This is a genomic window from Lentihominibacter hominis (assembly GCF_014385065.1).
Taxonomy (GTDB): Bacteria; Bacillota; Clostridia; order Peptostreptococcales; family Anaerovoracaceae; genus Lentihominibacter; species Lentihominibacter hominis.
In genome coordinates, this window is sequence record NZ_JACRTA010000001.1 from 106,191 (window position 1) to 130,790 (window position 24,600).

General features: G+C 41.0%; 31 protein-coding genes. 1 reads left to right on the plus strand and 30 read right to left on the minus strand.

Features of this window, described 5'->3' with window-relative positions; translation table 11 throughout:
* The 25 genes from H8692_RS00535 to H8692_RS00655 form a co-directional block, all read right to left on the minus strand.
* Nucleotides 1-630: a flavin reductase family protein gene (locus tag H8692_RS00535; RefSeq protein WP_187524738.1), complete on the minus strand. Its 630-nt coding sequence runs from the start codon at nt 628-630 to the stop codon at nt 1-3.
* A gap of 11 nt (nt 631-641) precedes the next feature.
* Nucleotides 642-1,580, minus strand: coding sequence for an RluA family pseudouridine synthase (locus H8692_RS00540; protein ID WP_187524739.1), 939 nt, complete (start codon nt 1,578-1,580; stop codon nt 642-644).
* Nucleotides 1,577-2,044: a signal peptidase II gene (gene lspA / locus H8692_RS00545; RefSeq protein WP_187524740.1), complete on the minus strand. Its 468-nt coding sequence runs from the start codon at nt 2,042-2,044 to the stop codon at nt 1,577-1,579. Before lspA ends, H8692_RS00540 begins: the two co-directional genes overlap by 4 nt.
* A 31-nt stretch (nt 2,045-2,075) precedes the next feature.
* Complete coding sequence (locus H8692_RS00550; RefSeq protein ID WP_177269818.1) at nt 2,076-2,678, minus strand: DivIVA domain-containing protein; 603 nt, start codon at nt 2,676-2,678, stop codon at nt 2,076-2,078.
* Nucleotides 2,679-2,693: 15 nt separating this feature from the next.
* Nucleotides 2,694-3,188: a cell division protein SepF gene (locus H8692_RS00555; protein WP_177269820.1), complete on the minus strand. Its 495-nt coding sequence runs from the start codon at nt 3,186-3,188 to the stop codon at nt 2,694-2,696.
* Nucleotides 3,189-3,197: 9 nt separating this feature from the next.
* Nucleotides 3,198-3,899: a YggS family pyridoxal phosphate-dependent enzyme gene (locus H8692_RS00560; protein ID WP_177269822.1), complete on the minus strand. Its 702-nt coding sequence runs from the start codon at nt 3,897-3,899 to the stop codon at nt 3,198-3,200.
* A 2-nt stretch (nt 3,900-3,901) separates the two neighbouring features.
* Nucleotides 3,902-4,957 carry a biotin/lipoyl attachment domain-containing protein gene (locus tag H8692_RS00565; RefSeq protein WP_177269823.1) on the minus strand — a complete coding sequence of 352 codons (1,056 nt, stop codon included), beginning with the start codon at nt 4,955-4,957 and terminating at the stop codon, nt 3,902-3,904.
* A 36-nt stretch (nt 4,958-4,993) separates the two neighbouring features.
* Nucleotides 4,994-5,737, minus strand: coding sequence for a tRNA (guanosine(37)-N1)-methyltransferase TrmD (trmD, locus tag H8692_RS00570; protein WP_177269825.1), 744 nt, complete (start codon nt 5,735-5,737; stop codon nt 4,994-4,996).
* Nucleotides 5,738-5,760: 23 nt separating this feature from the next.
* On the minus strand, nt 5,761-6,258 hold the full coding sequence (rimM, locus tag H8692_RS00575; protein ID WP_187524741.1) for a ribosome maturation factor RimM: 498 nt from the start codon (nt 6,256-6,258) through the stop codon (nt 5,761-5,763).
* Between the two features lie 122 nt (nt 6,259-6,380).
* Nucleotides 6,381-6,611 (minus strand): KH domain-containing protein, encoded by a 231-nt coding sequence (locus H8692_RS00580; RefSeq protein ID WP_177269830.1) that lies wholly within the window; start codon nt 6,609-6,611, stop codon nt 6,381-6,383.
* 15 nt (nt 6,612-6,626) lie between these two features.
* Nucleotides 6,627-6,866, minus strand: a complete 240-nt coding sequence (gene rpsP, locus H8692_RS00585) for a 30S ribosomal protein S16 (RefSeq protein WP_177269832.1) — start codon at nt 6,864-6,866, stop codon at nt 6,627-6,629.
* Between the two features lie 50 nt (nt 6,867-6,916).
* Nucleotides 6,917-8,257, minus strand: coding sequence for a signal recognition particle protein (ffh, locus tag H8692_RS00590; RefSeq protein ID WP_177269834.1), 1,341 nt, complete (start codon nt 8,255-8,257; stop codon nt 6,917-6,919).
* 4 nt (nt 8,258-8,261) lie between these two features.
* Nucleotides 8,262-8,636 carry a YlxM family DNA-binding protein gene (ylxM, locus tag H8692_RS00595; protein WP_243206867.1) on the minus strand — a complete coding sequence of 125 codons (375 nt, stop codon included), beginning with the start codon at nt 8,634-8,636 and terminating at the stop codon, nt 8,262-8,264.
* 139 nt (nt 8,637-8,775) lie between these two features.
* Nucleotides 8,776-9,495 carry an acyl-[acyl-carrier-protein] thioesterase gene (locus H8692_RS00600; RefSeq protein WP_187524742.1) on the minus strand — a complete coding sequence of 240 codons (720 nt, stop codon included), beginning with the start codon at nt 9,493-9,495 and terminating at the stop codon, nt 8,776-8,778.
* 22 nt (nt 9,496-9,517) lie between these two features.
* A complete protein-coding gene (locus H8692_RS00605) occupies nt 9,518-10,159 on the minus strand; it encodes a V-type ATP synthase subunit D (protein ID WP_177269838.1) in 642 nt (213 codons plus the stop codon).
* A gap of 13 nt (nt 10,160-10,172) precedes the next feature.
* Nucleotides 10,173-11,552, minus strand: a complete 1,380-nt coding sequence (locus H8692_RS00610) for a V-type ATP synthase subunit B (RefSeq protein WP_187525109.1) — start codon at nt 11,550-11,552, stop codon at nt 10,173-10,175.
* Nucleotides 11,552-13,324, minus strand: coding sequence for a V-type ATP synthase subunit A (locus H8692_RS00615; protein WP_187524743.1), 1,773 nt, complete (start codon nt 13,322-13,324; stop codon nt 11,552-11,554). Before H8692_RS00615 ends, H8692_RS00610 begins: the two co-directional genes overlap by 1 nt.
* A 21-nt stretch (nt 13,325-13,345) precedes the next feature.
* The gene (locus H8692_RS00620; RefSeq protein ID WP_177269842.1) at nt 13,346-13,663 is read right to left on the minus strand and encodes a V-type ATP synthase subunit F; all 318 of its coding nucleotides are present in this window, start codon (nt 13,661-13,663) and stop codon (nt 13,346-13,348) included.
* The gene (locus H8692_RS00625) at nt 13,653-14,642 is read right to left on the minus strand and encodes a V-type ATPase subunit (protein ID WP_177269844.1); all 990 of its coding nucleotides are present in this window, start codon (nt 14,640-14,642) and stop codon (nt 13,653-13,655) included. Before H8692_RS00625 ends, H8692_RS00620 begins: the two co-directional genes overlap by 11 nt.
* Before the next feature lie 17 nt (nt 14,643-14,659).
* Nucleotides 14,660-15,229, minus strand: a complete 570-nt coding sequence (locus H8692_RS00630; protein WP_177269846.1) for a V-type ATP synthase subunit E — start codon at nt 15,227-15,229, stop codon at nt 14,660-14,662.
* Nucleotides 15,230-15,249: 20 nt separating this feature from the next.
* The gene (locus H8692_RS00635; RefSeq protein WP_177269848.1) at nt 15,250-15,741 is read right to left on the minus strand and encodes a V-type ATP synthase subunit K; all 492 of its coding nucleotides are present in this window, start codon (nt 15,739-15,741) and stop codon (nt 15,250-15,252) included.
* The gene (locus H8692_RS00640) at nt 15,741-17,693 is read right to left on the minus strand and encodes a V-type ATP synthase subunit I (protein ID WP_207722929.1); all 1,953 of its coding nucleotides are present in this window, start codon (nt 17,691-17,693) and stop codon (nt 15,741-15,743) included. The genes H8692_RS00635 and H8692_RS00640 overlap by 1 nt, the downstream gene beginning before the upstream one ends.
* Complete coding sequence (locus tag H8692_RS00645) at nt 17,690-18,004, minus strand: hypothetical protein (RefSeq protein WP_177269852.1); 315 nt, start codon at nt 18,002-18,004, stop codon at nt 17,690-17,692. Before H8692_RS00645 ends, H8692_RS00640 begins: the two co-directional genes overlap by 4 nt.
* Before the next feature lie 27 nt (nt 18,005-18,031).
* A complete protein-coding gene (locus H8692_RS00650) occupies nt 18,032-18,823 on the minus strand; it encodes a putative ABC transporter permease (protein WP_177269854.1) in 792 nt (263 codons plus the stop codon).
* 117 nt (nt 18,824-18,940) lie between these two features.
* Nucleotides 18,941-19,483 (minus strand): DUF6512 family protein, encoded by a 543-nt coding sequence (locus tag H8692_RS00655; protein ID WP_177269856.1) that lies wholly within the window; start codon nt 19,481-19,483, stop codon nt 18,941-18,943.
* Nucleotides 19,484-19,627: 144 nt separating this feature from the next.
* On the opposite strand from H8692_RS00655, the gene H8692_RS00660 reads away from it, so the two are divergent.
* On the plus strand, nt 19,628-19,786 hold the full coding sequence (locus tag H8692_RS00660; RefSeq protein WP_177269858.1) for a hypothetical protein: 159 nt from the start codon (nt 19,628-19,630) through the stop codon (nt 19,784-19,786).
* Here the strand turns inward: H8692_RS00660 and H8692_RS00665 are convergent.
* Genes H8692_RS00665 through H8692_RS00685 form a run of 5 tightly spaced genes read right to left on the minus strand, consistent with a single transcriptional unit; the run spans nt 19,783 to nt 24,528 of the window.
* On the minus strand, nt 19,783-21,690 hold the full coding sequence (locus tag H8692_RS00665) for a molybdopterin biosynthesis protein (RefSeq protein WP_187524745.1): 1,908 nt from the start codon (nt 21,688-21,690) through the stop codon (nt 19,783-19,785). The genes H8692_RS00660 and H8692_RS00665 overlap by 4 nt on opposite strands.
* Before the next feature lie 12 nt (nt 21,691-21,702).
* Entirely contained in the window at nt 21,703-22,935 is a 1,233-nt protein-coding gene (locus tag H8692_RS00670) for a molybdopterin molybdotransferase MoeA (protein ID WP_187524746.1), read from the minus strand.
* A gap of 18 nt (nt 22,936-22,953) precedes the next feature.
* On the minus strand, nt 22,954-23,595 hold the full coding sequence (locus tag H8692_RS00675) for a molybdopterin-guanine dinucleotide biosynthesis protein MobB (protein WP_187524747.1): 642 nt from the start codon (nt 23,593-23,595) through the stop codon (nt 22,954-22,956).
* Between the two features lie 2 nt (nt 23,596-23,597).
* A complete protein-coding gene (locus H8692_RS00680) occupies nt 23,598-24,287 on the minus strand; it encodes a HesA/MoeB/ThiF family protein (protein WP_187524748.1) in 690 nt (229 codons plus the stop codon).
* Nucleotide 24,288: 1 nt separating this feature from the next.
* The gene (locus H8692_RS00685; protein ID WP_187524749.1) at nt 24,289-24,528 is read right to left on the minus strand and encodes a MoaD/ThiS family protein; all 240 of its coding nucleotides are present in this window, start codon (nt 24,526-24,528) and stop codon (nt 24,289-24,291) included.
* Nucleotides 24,529-24,600 lie beyond the last annotated feature (72 nt).

A 24,600-nucleotide genomic window follows, 5' to 3' on the forward strand; every position in this document is an offset into this window, starting at 1 on the left:
TTACCTTCTACGTCTGCTCTTTTTAATGGAGCTGTTTCTTTTTTCAGCTTCGATTCGCTTACGGGTTTTTGGTTTCATTACAGAATATCCGAACCGTCCTATCGCCCGTCTTTCCAATGCAAAATAATGTCCGTGATTATACGCTATAAGACCGGCTTCATCCAGACACAATCTGCCGTTTTCATCCATTAAATCACTATCCACTGATACACTCACTATCTCGGCGATAAACATATCATGAGTCGGATAATCCTTTTTCTCTATTACTTTGCACTCTATATTTACAGGCGATTCCTCTATGGAAGGACATCTCACCACCCTGCTTTCTGCGGCAGTCAGTTTCTGCTCTTTAAATTTATCTACATCGCGTCCTGATCTTACCCCGCAGTAATCTGCTGCTACTGCCAGCTTTTTTGTTGTAAGATTTATAACAAATTCTCCCGTTTTTTCTATAATATTATGAGAAAATCTTGATTTTCTCACTGAAACATATGTTATAGGCGGGTCTGAATTTATTATCCCGGTCCATGCAATTGTTATTATATTACTTACCTTCCCGTCTCCGCATGATACCATGACTGCCGGCACAGGATTCAGCATAGTTCCCGGCTTAAATACTGTCTTTGGCATATATTTTCTCCTTATTTTCTCAGTTTATCAAGAGTTGCCGAAAAATCATCAGGCAACGGACTTTTAAATTCCATATATAGTCCAGTTGTGGGATGTTCAAATCCCAATGTCTCTGCATGCAGCATCTGCCTCTTCACACCCAGCTTATTGCTCTGAAGGCCATACAGATCATCTCCCAACAGGGGATGTCTTATATATGACATATGAACTCTTATCTGATGAGTCCTCCCCGTCTCTAAAACAGCTTCTACAAGAGTAAACTTTCCAAAACGTTCCAAAACTTTATAATGAGTTACCGCTTTTTTTGAATTAATGGAAGTCACGGCATTTCTCAGTCTGTTTTTAGGATCTCTTCCTATAGGTTCCGCCACAGTTCCTTCGTCTTCTTTGATATTATTATAAACTATCGCCTTATATTTTCTGGTTATACTATGACACGAAAGCTGATGAGAAAGTTTATCATGAGCCTTATCTGTTTTCGCTACCATGAGAAGGCCGCTCGTGTTTTTATCTATACGATGAACTATACCGGGTCTTATTATGCCATTTATCGAAGAAAGTTTGTCTTTGCAGTGATACATCAGAGCATTTACAAGGGTTGCCGAATAGTTTCCCGGAGCCGGATGCACCACCATTCCTGCCGGCTTATTTACCACCAGCATATCATCATCCTCATATACTATTTCAATGGGAATATTTTCAGCTTCCACCTTTAATTCTTCAGGCTCCGGTATATATACCCACACCTTATCACCTTCTGAAGCTTTATATTTTTTCTCCCTGCATATCCTTCCGTTGACACTGACATTACCATTGTCAAAAAGTTTTTGAATGAAACTTCTTGAATATTCCTCCAAAACTGCAGTAATAACAACGTCCAGACGAACTCCTGCTGTCTGCTGCGTTATAAATATTTCTGCGGATTTTTCTGTCGTTTTTTCACCGCTCACTTCTTCGCCCTCTTCCCCTCAAGAAAAATAACGTCAAGCAGCAACAGCCCGCAGCCTGCACATATAAATATATCAGCTACATTAAATACCGGAAAATCAAAAGAAGGTATAAACCTACAGTCAAACATATCCACCACATATCCGCGTGACACTCTGTCTATAAAGTTTCCTATTCCGCCCCCACATATAAAAACTATCGAAAGAATTGTTATTCTGCTCCATAAATTTCTTTTCATATAGATTAACACAAGAGCGGCAACAAGAACTACAGCCGGCAAAACGATCAATATAATCCATTGCTGTTCCCACATGCTGAAGGCCGCGCCCTGATTCTGAACATAAGTTATGCGTATTATATCACCTATCACCGGCAAACTCTGCCCGACATTCATATTGGAAAAAACCAGATACTTAATCAACTGATCAAACAATATTATAGCTGCAACTACTAAATAATAAATCATATGAAAATGGGGCGTGACCGCCCCGCCTCCTTTAATATTTTACGTTTCTCATAGTCTCCTGTTTATCCCCGGGTCTGCTTCCGCTTTTATAACGGAATGTTCCCGCGCCGGACTTTGGCTGATCAGATGCCCTATCCTGCGGAGCCTGAGGAAGATCGTCAAAATCATCTATTCCCAGTTCAGGAAACATCTCTCCGCTCAGCGACTCGAACCTCTGCAGCTCCGATTGCAGCAGCTGTTTATATTTCGTCCTGAAGTCAATGAATCTGTTTTTCATAACTTTGCTTTCTTCAGCAATCCTGTCAGCTGTATCTCTTGCTTCTTTCTGCATAAGCTGTGCATCCAGCTCTGCATTCTTCAAAAGTATATCGGCTCTCTTTTCAGCACTGGCAGAAATATCCGCCATCAGAGTCTTTGCAGCTTCCAATGTTTCCACTACTGTACCTTCAGAACTTCTGTATCTCTCCAGCTCTTCCACAAGCCTGCTGTTTTCTTCCTTAGTCTCGCGAAGCTCATTGAGAAGCCTTTCCAAATCTATAGTTATCTCATCGAGAAACTGATTTACTTCATCTTCTTTATATCCACGAACCGATCTGCTAAAATCTTTCTCTTGTATATCTATCGGTCTGATCATCGTTACCCCTCCTGACTATTTCCACGGATTAATATCTTCTGCATTACCTCCTGCAAAATTATATGGCTTGCTCTCCCCTTCGGCGAATATATCCACATTCTCCGGAGCGAAAACAAAAATATTATTGGCCACTTTCTGAACATTTCCGTTCAGCGCATACGTAGCTCCTCCCAGAAAATCAAATATCTTCCTTGCCGTATCTGAATCCAGTTTTTCAAGATTCACAATTATAGGCTTTCTGCTCTTTAAGCTGTCCACCAACTTGGAACATTCATCAAATCCTTTTGGCTCTATGACCATAAGTTTAAATTTGCTCGTCAACGCTTTCACCGTCCTGTTCTGCATCGAAACAACATTGCCGCTGTCATATCTCTGCTGAGATGTAAGAGGCTGTCTGTTCTCAACAGGCTTCCTGTCGTAATTATAATCCTCTTCCTGCTCCTCATCCAGTTCTTCGTCTTCATAATCCTCGAAGCCCATCAGATCTTTAAATTTGTTAAAAACTCCCATGACTACCTCCTAAATTTTACTGTAATCTCTCTCACCGAATATAGCACTCCCTACTCTTACAAGATTTGACCCAGCTTCGATGGCTACCGGGAAATCATGGGACATACCCATTGATAAATATCTGAAATCCAGTCTCGGATGTTCTATCCTGCTAAACTGATCATACTGCTTTTTTACTTGCTCAAAATAAATCTTTATATCTTCGGGATCATCAGCATAAGGCGCTATGCACATAAGACCTCTTATCCTTATATTCTCACAGCTTTGGAGAATATCCTTTATAAGCTGCTCCGATTCGCCTGTTGTTACTCCGAATTTGCTCTCCTCACGTGCTGAATTCACCTGTATCAGAATATCCATGTCTATTCCGTGAGCTGCGGCTCGTTTATTTATCTCTGCAGCCAGTTTATATGAATCCACTGAATGTATCATTGAAACCTTATCTATGATATATTTCACCTTATTTGTCTGCAAGTGACCTATCATATGCCACTTCACAGGCTTCACGTTATCATACTTGTCCATTATTTCCTGGACCTTGTTTTCCCCTATATCAGTCACCCCTGCATCTATTGCTGTATTTATCTCTTCAGGTGTCCTTGTCTTGCTTACAGCCACCAGCAGAACATCTTCTGCAGTTCTTCCGCAGCTTTCCGCGGTTTCTTTTATCTGCCGTTTTATTCTGATCAGATTGCCTCTTATATCCTCCATTACTAATCCTCCTCTTGAGATTTCTTACTTTGCGAAGTCTCTTCGGCCTCCTTTTTCAATTCTTTTTCAAGAACACTTTTCGGATGTTTCAGCACTTCATCATATACATCTACAGTATATACTTGATTGCCCTCATCATCCGTAAAAGTTACATCTTCTATGACTGATTCCTTATCATCACTGGAAATAACTTTTACCCTTGTGAATACATAGTCTCCATTTTTATTTTTAACATATACGCCTTTATTTCCATTCTTTTCAACTATACATTTATTGTAGACGATCAGTCCCTCATTATCACTGGTGACTATGGACATATCTTCAGCGCGGCTTTCGCAGAAAGCTTTGTAATATACATCGAGATAAAATATAACTTTACAGTCATCTCCATCTTTCTCGACACTGTAAACACTGGCATCTACAGTCCCTTCAGGCAGCTCCAGCGATACCTTTGTGCCTTCCGAATAAGCTTCTGCCGTTTTGCTGTCTACCCAGCACAACACAAACCATCGGTCATCGGCAGATACCTTATATATAGGCTCTCCTTTTATAACTGAATTCCTCTCCAGATTAGCCGAATCATAAGACAGACTTTCAACCTTTTCACGCTTTATCTTGTCCATATTTTCAGGAGTAAAATAGTCTTCGTACCCATCTATTGTGAGACTGAATACACCACTTATAGGAGCGTCATATTCCTCGGAAAGTCCGTCAAATCCTTCCAGTCTTTCCGTGTATTTGCTAAATCTCGCCTTTTGTTCCTTTTCATTCTCAGATGCCACGGAAATTATAGGGTGGCCTTTCTTTACAGCGGTTCCCACGCTTACAAGATATTGGATATCACCTGATTCCGATGCTATTCCCACACTTTCGTCTTTTATAAAATATCCCTTGGTCTCATACGATAATTTTAAGGTACCCGGTCTCAATATCTGAGTAGTCTCAAAAACATCTGTCACCTTAGGCAGAAGCTGAACAACGATATATAGTAGAAGCAACACTGCCAAATAGATACATATTGCTTTTTTTGTTTTTTTACTGAGTTTAGTTTTCATCATCTTATTTTACACCAAAGAATTACTGCTTGCAATGTACTATAACTCCATTTTAATGATTTCTTCCAGTATTTTTCCCTCATCTTTAGAAAGATTTCTGCATTTCTTTACAAATTCATCAAATAAGTCAGGTCTGCGCTTTTTTGTAAGCATCAGCGCCTCCCGAAATTTCCACAAATCTATAAGTTTATGATTACCGCTTACCAAAACCTCCGGCACCTGCATCCCTCTGTACTCCCTCGGTTTAGTATACTGAGGATGCTCCAGCAATCCGGAATATATAGATTCATCCATAGCCGAATTTTCATTTCCGAGAACCTCAGGGATAAGTCTTGCGACAGAATCTATCAATACCATAGCCGGAAGTTCTCCTCCCGTAAGAACATAATCTCCTATAGAGACTTCTTCTATCTCCCAATAATCCAGCACTCTCTGATCCACACCTTCATAATGACCGCATAATATGACAAACTCATCAAGCTGCGACATCTGCTTTATCATATCTGAATCCAGCAGCCTTCCTCTGGGAGACATGTATACTATCTTTTTTCTGTCTGCTTCCACTGATTCAAGAGCGCCAAAAATGGGATCAGCCATCATTACCATTCCCCCGCCTCCTCCAAACGGATAGTCATCAGCCCTGTTATGTCTGTCATTAGTAAAATCTCTTATATCAGTAAGTCTTATATCAAGTATTCCTTTCCCTACAGCTCTGCCTAAAATACTGCTTTCAGTGACAGGCGAAAACATTTCGGGAAACAGCGTAAGCACATCTATCTTCATCTTTTTCTCCTGAATTCTCAGACTTAAAGATCCATAAGGCCATCTATCAATCTGACGAGGATCTCTTTTTTCTCAATATCTATATTCAATACGAATTCGTCCACCTTTGGTATAAGTACTTTCTTTCCGCCCTGTTTTTTAACCTCAAATATATCCTGAGCCGTATTCTGTATAACATCAGTAACTTCACCCAAAAAAGTTCCGTTTTCTTCTCGGACCGCCATGCCTATAATATCTCTGACATAGTACTGCCCCTGCGGAAGCTCCGGCAAGTCCTCCTCTGTCACGTACAGTTCTCTGCCTCTTAAAGCTTCTGCCCTGTCTCTGTCTGAGATGCCTTCCAGCTTCAGTATCACCATATTTTTCTGTACCCTTACGCTTTCTACGGCTGTCAGATCATTCTCTACATATATATGGGATGTATTCTCATATATCTCGCTTCTATCTGAATAATTATAGACTTTGACTTCGCCCTTAAGTCCTACTGTATTGACTATCTTCCCTATTTTAATCTTATCCATACCGCTCCACCTTATTAGCCTTTAAATTTATAACAAAAGACCGTCCCACATATAAAACAATAATATTTCATTTATGATAAAGCACAGGCACATATACCACGAAATATATGTGCCTTTTGTCTCTATTGAACTATTTCAACTACTACTCTGATATTGGCCTTTGTAGCCGCTGCCTTTACAACAGTACGAATAGCTTTGGCAATTCTGCCTTGCTTTCCGATAACCTTCCCCATATCATCGGGAGCTACCTTAAGCTGTATAATCGTAGTGCCATTGGACTGTGACTCGGAAACTTCAACTGCTTCCGGATGTTCAACTAGTGACTTTGCAATTGCACTAACCAATTCCACCATTGAATCCACCGCTTTCTATAAAATCCCAGTCTTTTTGAAAAGCTTCTTAACTGTTTCTGTAGGCTGAGCTCCGTTTCCTAACCATTTCTTGGCAGCTTCTTCATCGATATTAATATCAACAGGATCTGTCAATGGATTGTAATATCCGATCTCTTCAATAAACTTTCCGTCTCTTGGCGCCCTGATATCAGCGACAACTACACGATAAAAAGGCTTCTTGTGAGCTCCCATTCTCTTAAGTCTGATTTTAACCATTTCTTTATTTCCTCCTAAAAATTAAAAACTTTCTTCTATTTCACGGAGATTTAAAATCCCCGGAACATTCTGTTCATTCTGCCTGCCCCACCTTTTCCGGAAAAGCTTTTCATCATCTTCTTTGCATCATTATATCTCTTGACAAGCTGATTTATTTTTGAAACAGGCTGCCCGCATCCTGCTGCGATTCTTCTTCTGCGGCTGGCGTTGAGTATATTGGGATCTTCACGCTCTGCCTTTGTCATAGACTGTATTATAGCTTCCATCTGGGCAAACTCTTTTTCACTTTGGGCAAGATTAATATTATTCTTGGCATTACTGTTAACGCCCGGTATCATATCAAGTATTTTGGCTATCCCGCCCATTTTTTTAATCTGCCCCATCTGCTCAAGGAAATCTTCAAGGGTAAATTTATTTTTTCTCAGTTTTTTCTCGAGCTCTGCCGCTTTCTGTTCATCGTAATCTTCCTGAGCTTTCTCGATAAGCGTAAGCATATCTCCCATACCCAGTATTCTGCTTGCCATCCTCTCCGGATGAAAAGGTTCGAGAGCATCAAGCTTCTCCCCCATACCTACGAACTTTATAGGCTTGCCTGTTACTTTCTTTGCAGAAAGAGCAGCCCCGCCTCTTGAATCACCATCCATTTTAGTCATGATGATACCGTCTATTCCCAGTTTTTCGTTAAACCCTTCCGCGGCATTGACTGCATCCTGCCCTGTAAGAGCATCAACCACCAGAAGTATTTCATGAGGCTTCACAGCCGACTTTATCGTCGCCAGTTCATCCATCAGCGCTTCATCTATCTGAAGCCGTCCGGCTGTATCGACTATAAGAACATTGAACCCTCTTCGCTGAGCTTCTTTAACCGCTTCCGCTGCTATCTTTTCCGGCTCTTTGCTGTCTCTCATGGTAAACACGGGTGTTTCCACTGAATTCCCCACCACTTCCAGCTGATCTATAGCAGCCGGTCTGTAAATGTCACATGCACACAACATAGGCTTTTTCCCGTTTTTCTTAAGGTATGCCGCCAGTTTTCCGCAGGTAGTCGTCTTACCCGTACCTTGAAGTCCCACCATAAGATACACTGTAAATCCTTTAGGGGAATATGTCAGCTTGCTGCCGGTTCCGCCCATGAGCTCTGTCAGCTCTTCATTTACTATTTTTATCACCTGCTGAGCGGGCGTCAGACTAGCCATCACTTCCTCTCCAAGTGACTTTTCTTTTACTGCTGCCACAAAGTCCTTCACAACTTTGAAGTTTACATCTGCCTCAAGCAAAGCCAACTTGACTTCTCTCATCGCTGTATTTATGTCGGACTCTGTAAGACTTCCCTTACCCTTAAGTCCTTTGAAAACATTTTGCAGTTTTTCCGATAATCCTTCAAATGCCATAGGATCATTCCTCCAACTTATCTATAATATCTTTGACTTTTCTCAGATCTTCCACAGCTTTGACTGTATTCTCAGTATTTTCATACAGCAACACATCTATCGTGCTGTCTATTATTCTGTCTATCTTACTGACAGCATCACTGCTTTTTCTGAATTTTTCAACCAGCCCCAGCTTTCTTTCATACTCCGAAAGAGCTTTCTCCGCATTTTTCAGAGCATCATGAACTCCTTGCCTGCTTATATTGAATTCAGAAGCTATCTCCGAAAGAGAAAGATTTTCTTCATGATACAGCTCCATGACCTGACTCTGCCGTTTAGAGAGCAGCTGTCCGTAAAAATCATAGAGCAAACTGGCCTGAGTAATATCATCTATTTTCATACTTTTCACCTTTTGCACCATGTCAGTATATATCAGCATCGTCTCGGTGTCAAGTTTTTTTCCTTAACACCTTATGATATATTAAAATTGCCTGTCAAATATCAATTGACATTTGACAGGCAATTTTTCAGCATATAGATCAAACAGTTCTGAATTCCACATTTGCAAATATATCTCCGCTTTCATCTCTTAAGGAAATCGTATAAAATTTGTCCCCCGATTCGTACATATACGGTATGAGAAGTTCCTTCACTTTGGCAGCTTTCTTATATTCTACACGCATAACAGATATGAAAGTATCTTCGGGAATACATTCCTGCGCAAACTGTATATATTTTGAATTATTCATATGATCATTTTTATCTATATGATATCTGTATACTTTCATTCCTTCCATTACTGCAGGATTCACCTCTTTGGGAAGCCGTATTTTTCTGGGAATATATTCCATTCCTTTAAATTTTTCTTCAACAGGAACAGATGCTGCTAACTCTTTCGGTATAGCGACTGCTTTCCCGAGCTTCATATCTATAAAAGCTCCGCATGCATATGAGGACATCACCATATTGCCTTGCCTGTCATAGATATTAGTATTTCTAAAGCCATAGCTGTTTTTTATCTGATATACGGAAGTACTGATCCGTATCCTATCTCCATAATATGCCGGTTTTTGTATATTAACCTGCCTGGATACCAAAAACATTGTAATATTATTTTCCCTGAAATACCTGCTCAGCAAATTTTCACTATCCAACTGAAACCCACTGCAGTCCTGCATGAAGTCAATAGCTGAACTTAACGTCAATTTGCCATCTGAGCCCACATGACTGCTTCCTACATCTCTCACTATCTCATACATTGCTATCCGCTCCTTGGACCCCTTATTTCCGACGCGATATCATCATATCTTTCACTTTCATGAGTCTCGCCAGATTGCTTCTCTCATTCTCGTCCAGTTTCATTGTAATACTTTTCACGGTTTCATGCAATGCCGGAATCTGTACGTATTCAAGAGCATTGACCCTGCGTCTTGTCTTCTCGATCTCTTCCGCCAAAAGAGATACTGTCTTTTCCGTTTCAGCCAATTCAAACATCAAAGGAAGTATTTCATTTACAGCATTTACTGATTCATCCAGTTGCTGTGACGTAAAAGCAAAGCCATATGGATATGAATTCTGATGATGCCCGCCCTCATAATCAATCCTATACTGGGGAACATCAACACCCATGATGTTTACTCCTGTTATATTACATCGCACACGATTCTTGGGAATCATCAGTGCTTCCTGCAAAACAGCCTCATCCATATATGCCCCCGCCATGACAAATCCTGTGTATATATTTTTCATTTTTTCTTCAAGCCTTGTCCTAAGCTCAATGTTCTTTTCAGCAAGCTGAATGAACCTTTTTATCATATCATCCCGCTTATCTTTCAGCAGCCTGTGTCCTCTGGTAGAGGAAGCCAGACGTTTTTTCAGTCTGGCTAATTCCATACGGGTTGGTTTCACTTGTAAAACAGCCATTTAAAAAACCCCCTCATACAGATACCTTAACACTATATTTTTCTATCATCTCCGGTTTTATTCTCTTAAGTTCTCTGTCAGGCAGTATGGATAAAAGTTTCCATCCGGTATTAAGAGTCTCCTCTATACTCCTGTTTACATCAAAACCTTGGGATACATAGCGTTTCTCAAATTCCTCAGCAAATCTGGCATACAAAATATCTGTATCTGAAAGAGCCGACTCTCCCAATATAGTCATAAGCTCCTTTGCATCTTTTCCCCTGGCATAAGCGGCAAACAGCTGATTCATGGTGGCAGAATGGTCTTCCCTCGTCTTACCCTCTCCTATCCCCTTATCCTTTAGCCTGGAAAGAGAGGGAAGTACATCTACAGGCGGAGCTATATTCTTCTTATAAAGCTCCCTGGATAAAATTATCTGCCCTTCCGTAATATATCCTGTCAAGTCAGGTATAGGATGAGTCTTATCTTCTTCAGGCATTGTTAAAATAGGTATCATAGTAACAGAACCGCTGCTGTCTTCTTTCCTTCCCGCCCGCTCATAAATAGTAGCCAGATCAGTATAAAGGTATCCCGGATAGCCTCTCCTTCCCGGTACTTCTTTTCTCGCTGACGATATTTCCCTCAGAGCTTCTGCATAATTAGTCATGTCAGTCAGTATCACCAACACGTGCATATCTTTCTCAAAGGCCAGATATTCAGCAGCAGTCAGAGCAACCCTCGGCGTCGCTATACGTTCTATAGCAGGATCGTTTGCCAGATTCACGAACATCACTGTCCTATCTATAGCGCCTGTGTTCTTAAAATCCGATATAAAATATTCGGCCTCTTCAAAAGTTATCCCTATTGCACAGAATACCACAGCAAAGTTAGTTTCTTCCTTCAGAACCTTTGATTGTCTCGCTATCTGAGCTGCAAGCCTGGAATGCGGAAGTCCCGCAGCAGAAAATATAGGCAGCTTCTGACCTCTTACGAGAGTATTGAGTCCATCTATAGCAGAAACTCCGGTCTGTATAAATTCATCAGGGTAAACACGCGCAGCAGGATTTATGGGAAGTCCATTGATATCCATTCTTTTTTCAGGTATGGGCTCCGGTCCTCCGTCAATAGGTATACCCATTCCCGAAAAAACTCTGCCCAGCATATCCCCAGATACCGACAGCTGCTGAGAATGTCCGAGAAATCTTACTTTACTCTCATCAAGATTAATTCCGGCAGAACTTTCAAACAACTGTACCAGTACATCAGTACCGTTTACCTCCAAAACCTTACACCTTCTGATCTCTCCGTTCTGTAAACGTATCTCTCCAAGCTCATCGTAAGCGGCCTCTTCCACATCTCTTACCAGCATCAGAGGTCCTGCCACTTCAGATATAGTCCTGTACTCTTTCACTATCATACGGCAGCCTCCTTTTTGGCAAATCCTCCGACCGAATCCATAAGCTTATTTCTGATGTCATGAATATAGGTCTCTATTTCACTCTCTTTTATATATTTTGTTCTTGCAATATTCTCTCTTATATCCATATTGAGAATCTGTGTTATATCAGCTCCTTTTTCAATAGCTTCTGAAGAAATATAATAAAAATCAAGTATAAGTCTCAGCATCATATACTGTTTTCTAAGGGACGTATAAGAATCCACATCGTCAAAAGCATTCTGCTGCAAATAATCCTCACGCAGGGATCTTGCAGCTTCCATAATAAGCCTGTCTTTGGCAGACAAGGAATCATATCCCACCAGTTTGACTATTTCCTCCAGTTCTGATTCCGCCTGTAAAAGCCTATTACTTTCCGCCACGCACCATGTCCAGTCATTGGAAACATTGTCATCCATCCACTCTCCTATAGTATCGCTGTACAGTGAATAAGATGACATCCAGTTTATAGAAGGAAAATGACGTTTATAAGCCAGAGATGAATCAAGCCCCCAAAACACTTTTACTATACGAAGCGTTGACTGAACCACAGGATCAGAATTATCCCCTCCTGCCGGAGATACCGCTCCTATAGCAGTCAAAGTACCTGTCCTTTCATCGTTTCCAAGACAGATCACCTCTCCTGCCCGCTCGTAAAACTGAGCCAGCCTTGATGTAAGATATGCAGGATATCCCTGCTCTCCGGGCATTTCTTCAAGACGTCCTGACATTTCACGAAGTGCTTCTGCCCATCTGGATGTGGAATCTGCCATTATAGCTACAGAATATCCCATGTCCCTAAAATACTCTGCAATAGTTATCCCTGTATATATAGACGCTTCACGTGCTGCCACGGGCATATCAGAAGTATTGGCAATGAGTACAGTCCTGTTCATAATAGACTCTCCTGATTTCGGGTCCTTAAGCTGCGGAAATTCCATCAGCACGTCTGTCATCTCATTCCCTCTTTCACCACACCCAACATATACAACTATATCCACATCAGACCACTTAGCTAACTGATGCTGAACTACAGTCTTTCCTGAACCGAAAGGTCCGGGAACTGCTGCCGCCCCTCCTCTTACTATGGGAAACAGAGTATCTATTACACGCTGCCCTGTTACCATAGGCACATAGGGAGCCAGTTTATTCTTAAAAGGACGTTGTTTTCTTACCGGCCACTTCTGAAGCATAGTAACAGGTCTGTCTGTACCATCAGAGAGCCTGACTGTGGCCACAGGTTCTGTTATATTATATGATCCTTCTTTTATTTCCGTTATAATGCCCTCTGTTTCCGGAGGAATCATTATTTTATGAACTATAAGTTTTGTCTCATCAACAGTTCCTATGATGTCGCCGGCAGACACGTGACTGCCTCTATCCAAAACAGGCTTAAACTCCCATTTTCTCTCATAATCCAGAGGCGCCACTGACATACCTCTCCTTATATTGCTTCCTGTCCTTGCTTTCATGATTTCCAAAGGCCTCTGTATCCCGTCAAATATCATTTCAAGTATACCCGGCCCCAATTCCACCGACAGCGGTTCTCCTGATGAAACAACCTTATCTCCTGTCTTAAGTCCGGCAGTTTCTTCATAAACCTGTATCGAGGCGTTGCCATCTCTCATCTCTATTATTTCTCCTACGAGTCCTTGATTTCCCACATGTACCACATCAAACATATTGGCGCTATCCATATTATCAGCTACCACCAGCGGCCCCGAAATCTTTATGATCTGTCCATATTCCATATTTTCCACCTGTTTAAGTTCTCATTTATTAAAAATATCCGCACCTATAGCTTTCTCCACATTTTCATGTACTATCTTAATACCCCTTCCCATACTTCCGAATCTTCCGGGAATAGGTATTATAGCCGGCACAATGTTATTCTTATACTTGTCTGCCGTACCGAATTTCTTAGGTACAAGTTCCTCAGTAATAAAAATCACTGAGTATCTGTCATCTGCAAGAGATTCTATAAGATCTGAAATCTGTGTATCCGTCCCTGCCTCAAAAATATCAAATCCTACAGTCCTGAAAGCCATCACACTTGCTCGGTCTCCTATTACTGCTATTTTAGCTTCCATAAATACCACTCAGCCCTCTTTCAATCTCTTTTACAGATACATTAAACTCCTTTGAGGCCAATACAAATCTGCATCCTCTTATCTCCCGTTCTTTAAAATACAGAAATGATATCACAGGTCCCGTCCCAAATGCCCAAACCCGCATTCTGTAAAACAACTCCGACATAATGTTTTCTTTCATTATTTCAAAAAATATTACATCTTCCGTATTCTCTATCGGTTTACTTACAGCTTCCCCATAATCGAGTTTCTTCACAAGTTTTCTTATTCCGTCATATCCTTCGGAAAAAGCTTTTTTAAATTCAGAACGTGAGAAAGAGCCTTCATCTGAAAAGACTTTCTCCGCCATACGACCGTCAGCATCTGCTCTCATAAGCCTCAGCGCTGTTGCTATATTGATCATATCGATTTGAGTCATAACATATTCTATCAGCAAAGGATCACCTAATTTCAAAGCCTTACCTTTCATCATCTTCATGACAGCCGCATCTATTATAAGATCTACAGTCTGCGGATCACCTGTTTGTGCAAAACGCTTTACGGCTTCGGCCCCAGCTTCTGCAAGCACCCTGTTTACAGAATCTAAATGCTTTCCTCCTATTGCCTCTTCCATATTACTTACAGAAACAGTCCCTCCTGATTTATATAAATCTGATCTATCTTCACCAGTCTGTCTGCTCTTTACAATGACTTTCATGTTATGTCCGTCTATATGATATCTGAATACATGAGTAAGTCCTATATTCCCTGTTATATCTTCTATAAGCGTATAAGTGTCTGTAAGGTCTTTCTCAAGTGTTGTCCTGTAATCTTCCCATTTTCTATCTTTGAACACAGAGTTTGAAGATAAAATGTTATATGCTTCTTGAACAGATCCGGCCCCGGCTGCTCTCATAAGCTGAGACTCTGTCACCATCTTATTTTCCAGATATGACGTTCTTGCTGATGCATGAAGGTAATCTGTATCTTTTCTGCCCATTCCAAACACCTCCCTGACTATTCAAAAAGCATAGAAGCAACATCGGTTTCCATTTCTCCGGCAACATTCTTAAGAACAGTATTAAAGGTACAGTCCATCTCTGTATCCTTTTCTATTATCAGAATTCCTCCCGAAAATTCCTTATGAGAAATCTTTGTTCTAATATCAATACCTTTTACCTTCAATCGTGACCCCAGCAAATTCATATCACTTTTATTCAAGACAACAGTGACAGTGTCGCTGCTGCAGTACTTGGTTATAAGCCTTTCGTAGAGAAATTTTTTCTCATCTTTGCCGAGATGTATCAATTTATCTTCTGCTGCAGCAAAAGCTTTCTCCATCATTGTCCTTCTTGCAGAAAGTATGATATTCCTTACATCTGTCTCCGCCTTAGAAAGGCTCCTCCTCTTTAATTCCCGGGACTTTTTTACAGCTTCTTCGATAATACGCTCTTCCTTCAGACGAGCTTCTTGTTCAAAACTGTGTCTCACATGCATACATTCGTTCCTGCCGTGTTCGGCTGTGACCATCGCTTCAGCTTCAGCATCTGAAACGATAACATCCAATATACCTGCTATACTTCCCATGACTTCCTCCTCTGATCACCTCAGATCTTGATATTAAAAATCAATAACATAGATATGAGAAATGCCAATATAGCATAAGTCTCTACAAGCGCAGCTGATACCATAGGTTTTGACACTTGATCAGGTCTTTTAGCAATAACTTTTACTCCTGACGCTGATACTCTTCCCTGATGAATACCGGAAACCAGTCCTACAATGCCAACGGGCAGTGACGCTACTAATATAGCTGCACCAGTCCCTACAGGAAGCTGTACGTCACCTCCCAGCATCCCTGTATTCAGCATAATAATAAATCCGATAAGGAATCCATATATCCCCTGTGTTCCCGGCAGCGCCTGAAGCACAAGACACTGCCCAAACTTATCAGGATCTTCACTTAAAACACCCGACGCAGCTTCTCCTACTATACCCACACCTTTTGCCGAACCCATTCCTGCTAAAACTACTGCTACAGCCACACCTAAATAAGCATAAAAATTCCCGTTAGTAAATAACGTTGCAAACGTTTCCATTACTTTTTTTCCTCCGTTATCCTCACATATTTTGTCTTTATTCTCAGCGGGTCAAATTTCTTTCCTCCGCCTTCATAATATTTACCGAAAAATTCAACATATTGAAGTCTGGCCGAATGTACATATGCTCCCAAAGCATTGATGGCCAGATTTAGAACATGACCTGCTGTAAATACGATTATGAACAATATGACCCCTATTATACCGTTTCCCGCCATAGATCCCATGATATTTACCACGCTGGCTACAACTCCTGTAGCAAGTCCCAGCGCCAATATTCTTGAATACGAAAGTACATCCGAAAAATAACCTGTTATGTTGTACAGACTCATAATACCTGATATTATTTTGCCCGCTGTCTTAGATTTATGCCTTCCTTGAGTAAGGACAAGTCCCACAGCTCCGGTCACCGACAATATATACCCTGCAGTCTTCCATGGGCCGGTCATGAGAAGCATAGGAAGACCTAAGAGAAGCATATACCAAAATCCCACATCAAACAAAGCTCCCCATCTGTCGCCCCGCTTTATCATGATATATGCTTTTATCCCCATACCTGTAAACAGATGAATCACCCCAAGAATACACGCCAGTATCAATACTGTCATGGGCTGAGACAACGGATCTATTAAATATGGAATTTCAATTCGCCTATTAAAAAATGTTTCAGTAATTGTTGGTACAGCATCACCAAACCAACTTCCATAAACAGCTCCCCATAATACTGTGGAAAATCCGCATATTCCTATCATCTTAAAAAACTCTCTGGCTTCATCACCTATATCAAGAAGTTTCGCTCCTAAAAGTCCGCCGAGAATCAAAATTATACCGTATCCGGCATCTGACAACATCATTCCAAAGAAGATAAAAAAGAACAACCCGATAGCCCAGTTAGTATCAATACTGCGGGACTTTGGTAACGAATACATTTCTGTAATAGTACCGAAGGGCTTCACCAGCTTGTTGTTTTTCATAAGGACAGGATATTCTTCGCAAGAGTCAGGTGCTTCATACTGACAAAAACAGTCATATTCGGCTAATTTTTTGCTTACATTCTCTTTTTCAGACACAGGTATCCATCCAGTTATTATATTCACTTTTTCAGTACTTAAAAAATTTTCCCGGCCTGACATATACTGAATTTTAATCTTAAGAGAATCTGATGCTTTCTCGAGAATCTTTTTTCCCCGGGAAATATCATAAATCTCTTTTTCTCCCCTGTTAAGATCACTATTCATAGATTTAATATTACTGCGGCAAATTTCAATATTCTCAGCAAAAGTTCCCTTCATACCTTCAATATCAAATTTTTTTGCTCCTAATCTGTTCAAAGCCTCTCCTACCGCCTTATTGTATTTTTTCAGAAACAACAGTGCCACATAATGCGTTTCTTCATCTATATGAACTGTTTCCAAATATACAGGAACCCCTTTGTCAGACAATATTTCTTCTATATTTTCTGAAGTTTTCTGCCCCTGCAGCACACAAAAGTATGTTTCCGCCGACTCCGTCCTGCATTTTTCAGCAGGAATATCAAAGGATGCCCACGGGACCAACGATTTTTCTCTGAAAATCATCTCAGCTAAATCTCTTCTCAGCTTACTTATTCTTTCTTCCGCTTTTTCAATCTTGTCACATATCTCTATACTTTGGGAAATTACTTTTTCCTCTGTAAGTTCTTTATACGTAATAAAGGGTCGTTTCTTAAAAAGATTTTTCTCTGCGGAAAATTTTTTTAAAACGGTAATTCCGTTCTCTATTCTATTAATCAGTTCTTCCTCTTTTGAAATGTCAGATATTTCACATTCCTCCAAAACATGTTTTATCTCATCCGGTACTACAGACTGTGCATGGATCGGTTGTATGACTCCACATTTCAAAATATCTTCCACAACATCATCTGTCTGATCTTTCACGCTGTAGATGCAGATTTTCTCCATCCTTTCTATCATATACTGCCCATGATCCTTTCAACGATTCTATCAGCTGCTTCATCTATTTTATGCTCAGCTGACATCATAATCTGTCCGGCTCTTTCATCTGCCTCTTTTATTTTTTCTGCAGCAGCCTCGGCGGTTTCTTCCTCTGCCTGCTTTATCATGAGCGCTGCACTTCTGCCGGCACTGGCTACAGTATCATCTACATATTTTTTTCCTTTTTCTCTTACTTTCTTAAGGTTATATTCCGCTTCTGATACAGCTTCGGCTTTTAATTCTGCAGCCTTCTTTTCAGCTGCTCTTATTTTATCTACAACTTCCTTCATACATCTATCCCCTTTATACTCTTTTTTCTATCTCTTATTTTCCCGACTTTTCATTTTTGTTTTCATATCTTTTTTTGCTTCTTCAAATTTTTTCTTCCCTGTTTCTATCGACCTTTCCAAATAACGCTCTAAATTTTCCTTAAAAGGCTTGTCTGTCTTAAATGCAAGTATAAAACTTCCTTTTTCCTTTAACTCTTTTCTCTGCTCACTTATAAAGTGTTTCAATTCCTCATACTTAACAATAAATTGATTGTCTACGGCAAATTTTCTGATTTTAACCGATAGCTGCAAAGTATAACACAGATCTACTAAAAAAACTCCGAAAAACAGTCCGATAAAAAAAGAAAATGTCAGATGTGCAGAAAGCCAGTCCACCCAGTTTTCCACACGTGTATTTATCGTAAAATAGTAAACCGATCCCAAAACTCCCCATATGACAGTGAACTTCAGGCATATCACGCCTTTTATATTAAACTTCTCCCCACTGTAATCCCATAATTTTACATTCATTCCTTTTACGAATATAAGACCGGCTATAAATTCTATTATGGTCATTATTATTGCCATTATTAAAAAAATAATAAACACATCTATAAAGATATTGCCGGTAACGAGCAATTTTATTACGTGAGATACTTCATACATACCCCAAAGACCAAATCCATATAAAGGGAGATAAGGACCTGCGAGAAAACCCGGATTTATCCAGTTTCTTCTCGGGTTATTTTTTGAAACAAAACGTCTAAACAATAACTCCATACACCATCCGAGACAACTTCCTATAAAGAATAAAAATGCAAACAGTAAGAATTCGTTCATTATATATCCTCCTCTTTGAATATGTTTTCTAATTATTATATATTTTTATTATATAAAAAAACAATTTCAAAAGCAAAATAATACCCGGATCTTTTATAAAAGATTCGGGTATTACAATCATATGCCATATTTTCCGGTGACAGGATCCTGAAATAGCCCTATACTGGGAGGCTCATAAGTAAATATCATAAATAATACAGCCAACGCCATTAACGCTGCCAGAGAACATACAGAAAGAAAAGATGTGTCTGCCTCTGACAGCTCTCCGGAATTTTTATTTTTCATCATCATATATCCAATCACATATACGGCAGCTACTCCCATCAAAAATACAGTTATATCAGCAGCCAAGAAATTATATCCCAATACACCTGAATAAGTATAAAATGCTGCTACTATTATTATCATTCCAGACAACAAAGAAACCAATCTTATAAAAAGAAAATTCTCAGTTTTTCTGCCGTATACAAAATATTCCAAAGCCGTAAGAGCTGCCACCGGCCAAAACAATAATTTCAAATGTTCCCACGTGCTTTCATTTACAGCACTTACAAAAGACCATCCTTTCCCCCCAAGCCATTCATACGTAAAATGAAGCAGCGATCCGCCAGCAGCAGCTACTGCTGCAAACAATACAGAAAAAATCTTTATTCTGCTCAATTTGATACACCTCTTATCATAATAATCTTAAATCTCTATTTGATTATATGCAGAAGTACCAATATGGATATTGTTTTTTGTGTGAAACCCTATATAATATATAAATATATATCGTTATCAGAATTTTTAAGTAAGGATGAAAATATGTTCAAATTGACAACTATATTGGGAGCTTTAATCATGGGACTGGCAGGTTATCTTTTCGGTTATAAATTCACTGCAAGCAAATCAAAATCCCTTGCCATAGGCTTTTTTGTTTTCCTTATACTCGTCGGAATTAAACTTTTTATAGCAGCCAACTAAACCAAAACTATTCTGCCTGAAGCATCACTTGTGTATCCGCCCAGACGGTCAAGCTCTTTTTTAAATTCCGGGCTTTTTATGATATCTGTAAATGCTTTGATGTGAGGCAGCTCCAGAAATCTTACGGGCGCTGCAAAATCATACTCTTCATATGCCACCTCTATAAAATCCAGTCCCATGGCTCTTGCCGCCGACAGCACGCCCATTCCCGCATCGGCACTTTCGCTGGCTACAGCAGCTGCCACCGCCATATGAGTTGCCATTTCCCTGTCATATCCGTTTATTTTCTCACTGTCCATGCCCAACTGTTTAAGCTTGTAATCCAGCAGCACTCTGGTGCCTGCGCCTCTCTGTCTGTTGACATATCTTACATCAGGATTTTCCAGATCCTCTATGCCTTTTATACCGAGAGGATTGCCCTTCTTGACCATTATTCCCTGAATTCTGTTAACTCCCTTTATTATGGCCATAGGCTCCTTAAACAAACGCTTTACATAAGGTACATTGTACTGCCCTGTTTCTTCGTCCAGCAAATGTATTGGAGCCATATGCGCCTCGCCGCGCTTCAAAGACATCAGTCCGCCCATACTGCCTACATGAGTGCTGGAAACAAACATATTGTTATATTTTCCCGGCATCATATCAGCTGTTATATCAAGAATAAGATCGTGACTCCCTATTATGACGATAGTGTTTTCCACTTCATTTTTATTCCTGTAAAGCTCTATTTTTACCTTTTCCCCTGCTTCCACGCCTTCACTGCTCTGCTCTATTACACAGAATCCATCGGCTCTCACAAGGGACATGGCAGCTCCTGCGCCTCTGGCAAGCGGTGCAGCGACAAACTTATCGCCAACCTTTCCAACCTTTACTCTCACATATTCCTTATGCTTAAGGCTTGACACTATACGCTTTGATATGTGAGCCTCTATCTGCTCATTTACCGCTTCATTCCTTCTGCCCATAATGCTGAGAAGAGGTGCGACAAAATTTTCAAAGCCTATATATGCCGAAACGGGATATCCCGGAAGGCCTATAACCGGTTTATTTTTCACCATTGCCAGTATAACCGGCTTGCCGGGCTTTATGGCAACTCCATGCACTATAACTTCACCCAGCTCCCTGAGAACATGTACCGTATAATCTTCCGTTCCGGCACTTGAGCCTGCATTTATTATCACCATATCATACTTGTCTGCAGCATCAGATACCTTGCTGAGAATCTCATCGTAATCATCCTTTATAGGTGGAAATCTGTGGCCGTTTCCTCCCATGGTCGTTACCATGTTTTCAAACATTCTTGAATTGGACTCAAGTATGCTGCCCTCTTTTATTTCTTCACCGGGTTCTATGATCTCTGTTCCTGTGGGAAAAATCGCCACGTCCGGTTTTTTCACCACATCTATTTCAAGGATTCCTGCTGACAGCAGCACACCTATATCTATAGCTCTGATCTTATGGCTGCCGGGCAATATCATTTCTCCCGCAACGATATCCTCTCCTATTGGTCTTATATGCTGCCACGGAGCCGCCGATGATGTTATTCTCACTCCGTCATCTGTTTCCACTATATCCTCTGCCATAATTACGGCATCATATGGATTGTGAACAGGATCTCCCGTATCCACTACAGTATACATATTTTCCTGCAAAATTACCGGAGAAGTCTCTGTGGCACCTTCCGTATCTTTTGCCGATACAGCGATTCCGTCCATAGCCGACGCATTGAAAAGAGGTGAACTGTATCTGGCATATACTGCGCTCATGGTTACTCTGCCCAGACTTTCCGTTACCGGAATCCTCTCTGCAGGCATGGTTAAAAGCTCCGAAACGGCCTTCAGATATTTTTCTCTTGCCTCATCCACCGGAATGGTGTTCAAATATAGATTTCTCTTCTTGCTCATATATATCCTCTCCTAAAACAGTGTAACCTCTACAAACTCTCCCTGTTTAAGTCCTTCCGAATTGGTATCTGTCAAAGTATATCCGTCAGCCCTTGTCAAAACAGTCATTAAGCCGGACTTTCCCAGAACAGGTATTGCGTCGTACACCCCATCACTGCCCTCTTTAAGCTCCAGCGGCATACATGTAGCCTTTCCCCCTGCCGACGGCACATTTTCCGTAATACGCGCAATGGTTTTCTTTGGCTCTTTCTGACAGGTAAGCTGTCTGTACAGCCATGCTATAAACAATTCGAATATCAGCAGCGCAGCTACAGGATGTCCCGGCAGTCCTGCCAGTATTGTCCCGCTTTTGCCGTCATATGCCAAAATAGTAGGCTTTCCCGGTTTTACCGCTATGCCATGAGTAAACACCCCAACGTCAGACAGCTCATCCATTATATCGGCAGTATAATCCTTATCTCCCTGAGAACTTCCTCCCGATACGATTACCACATCACTGACGTCCATAGTCTTTGAAATGGCATTCTTTATTGCATCTCTGTCATCTTTAAGGACAAGCTTCTCAGCTACGACAAAACCGTTTTTTTCCGCGGCTGCTGACAGGGAATGAGTATTTATATCTCTGGTCTGCCCCGGTTTTATGGCGCCGTCCGCACCTGCAAGCTCATCGCCTGTGGATATCACCGTCACCTTCCACGGCTTGAAAACCGGTATCTGCGAAACTCCGGCTGATGCCAGAACGCCTGTATCCTGCGGCCTCATTAAGGTACCTTTTCTAAGGAACACCGTCCCCATGCCGATGTCTTCTCCTGCTGATATGACATTCCTTCCAACCGATACAGAATCATACACAGCAATGCTGTTTTCATCAAATTTCTCTGTATGCTCTATCATAACCACCGAATCGGCACCTTCCGGCAGCATACCTCCTGTCGGAACATAACATGCCTGTCCTGGAAATATGATTTTTGCGGCAGCTTCCCCCATGGACACTTCCCCCACAACATCCAGAAACACAGGAATGCTTTCCGAAACTCCCTGAGTATCTTTGGCTCTCACGGCATATCCGTCAACAGTGGACTTATTAAAGCCGGGAACATTTTCGGCCGCGGTAATATCCTCCGCAAGAACTCTGTTCCGACCTTTTGAAAAATCAATATATTCAACACCGGGAATTTTACCCGCCGCGTTTTCCAGCAGCTTGCCCCGTGCTTCATCAATGGTATCAACATTCAGCAATCTCATATCTTACAGTCCTCTTATCTAATTTATTCTTATTACTATCTCTTTACCTTCTTCATAGCCATCCAGAGCCTTTACTGCACCTATTACAACATTTTGCAGAGTCCTCTGCACAAAAGGCACCATTCCTATCTCTTTGCCGTCTATGATAAGCTGTATATCAACTTCCTCCTCATGTTCCTTCGTCTTTTTTTCAATCAGATCTGCCAATCTCTCCACTTCCTTTCTTCCATTAATGACAGGAAATCCTCTGTACTCCTGCATTGCTTCTGCTATTACTCCCGATATGGCAATGGCTTCATCGCACATTCTCTTATCTATATCATCAGTATTCCTGCCGGTGATTATGGTAGGACATTTTATTCCGCAGTCACCTTCCAGTATTATAAAGTCCTCTTTATAATATTTTAAAAGAGCCTCTGCACTCATTCTCGAATCCATCATTATGACTGTATCATTTGGTCCCAGCGCCGTCACTGTGTATGCTCCGCTTTCCCTGTGAACATAAGTGTCCGTCCCAGGCACATCGCTGCGATATTCTTCATAATGTATATCTTTGAGAGTTCCCACCGTATAGTCTCGTCTTCTCAGTTCTTTTATAAGTGCTGAGACTGTAGTTGTCTTTCCCGTCTTGGAAAAACCTTTCACCATAACCATTCTCATTATTATTCTCCAAAATCTATTATTTCATATTGATGATTCATCAAATCCACCGTAAGCAGCTTGCCTTCAAGGCTGCTTTCTTTTCCCAGAAGCAGCTTTATTGCTTCCGCAACTTCCAGCGCCGAAATCACTGCAGGCGTAAAATAAGGATTCCCCGTATCATTTTCGTCTCCTCCGACAGATTCTCCTTCATATAAAGCCTCTATCATTCTTTGACCCGGTATTATAACTGAAACCTGTCCGTTCCAACCGGCCACCGCTCCATGAACAAGGGGAATGCCTGCCTCTTCACATGCTGCTTCCAGCATCTTTCTGGCCTCCGCATTATCAAGAGCATCCACTGCCACATCCGAATCTGCAATGATTTCCCTGACATTTTTTTCATCTATGAAGCTATTGACGGCGATAACTTCCACCTCTGAATTTATCAGCCTGCTCTGCACTGCAGCTTCCTCTGCCTTGGACTTTCCCATATTCTCCTCATTGGAAAATACCTGTCTGTTGAGATTGGTTTCATCAAAGACATCTCCGTCCACGGCGACAACAGTTCCCACGCCGGTACGTACAAGTCCTTCGATTACTCCCCCGCCAAGACCTCCACAGCCTGCTACGCATGCTTTCTTGCCTGCAAGAATTCTGTTTTCTTCTTGTGAAATGGCAGTATGATTTCTCTCATAACGTCTTTTCCTCATATCATCCTCCCGAAACTTTTGAAAAGGCTTTCAGCAGATCGCCTTCCTGAAGCTTGTCATATATCATTACTCTCTTGTTGTTTATGGAAACAAATCCGAAATTTTTTATCTTCTTGTAATCCAATCCTGCAATCTTCAGAGCTTCATCACATGTACAGCCTTCGGGAACATCGTATACACGTTCCTTATCTTCACCGAAATACTTTCTCAGCGTTCCTCTGAGCGTTATGGTTACCTTCATAATTACTCATCCTTTCTATAGGCCAAGTATACACCAACTTTACTTATTTATAAATACGCCAAAACCGGCAAG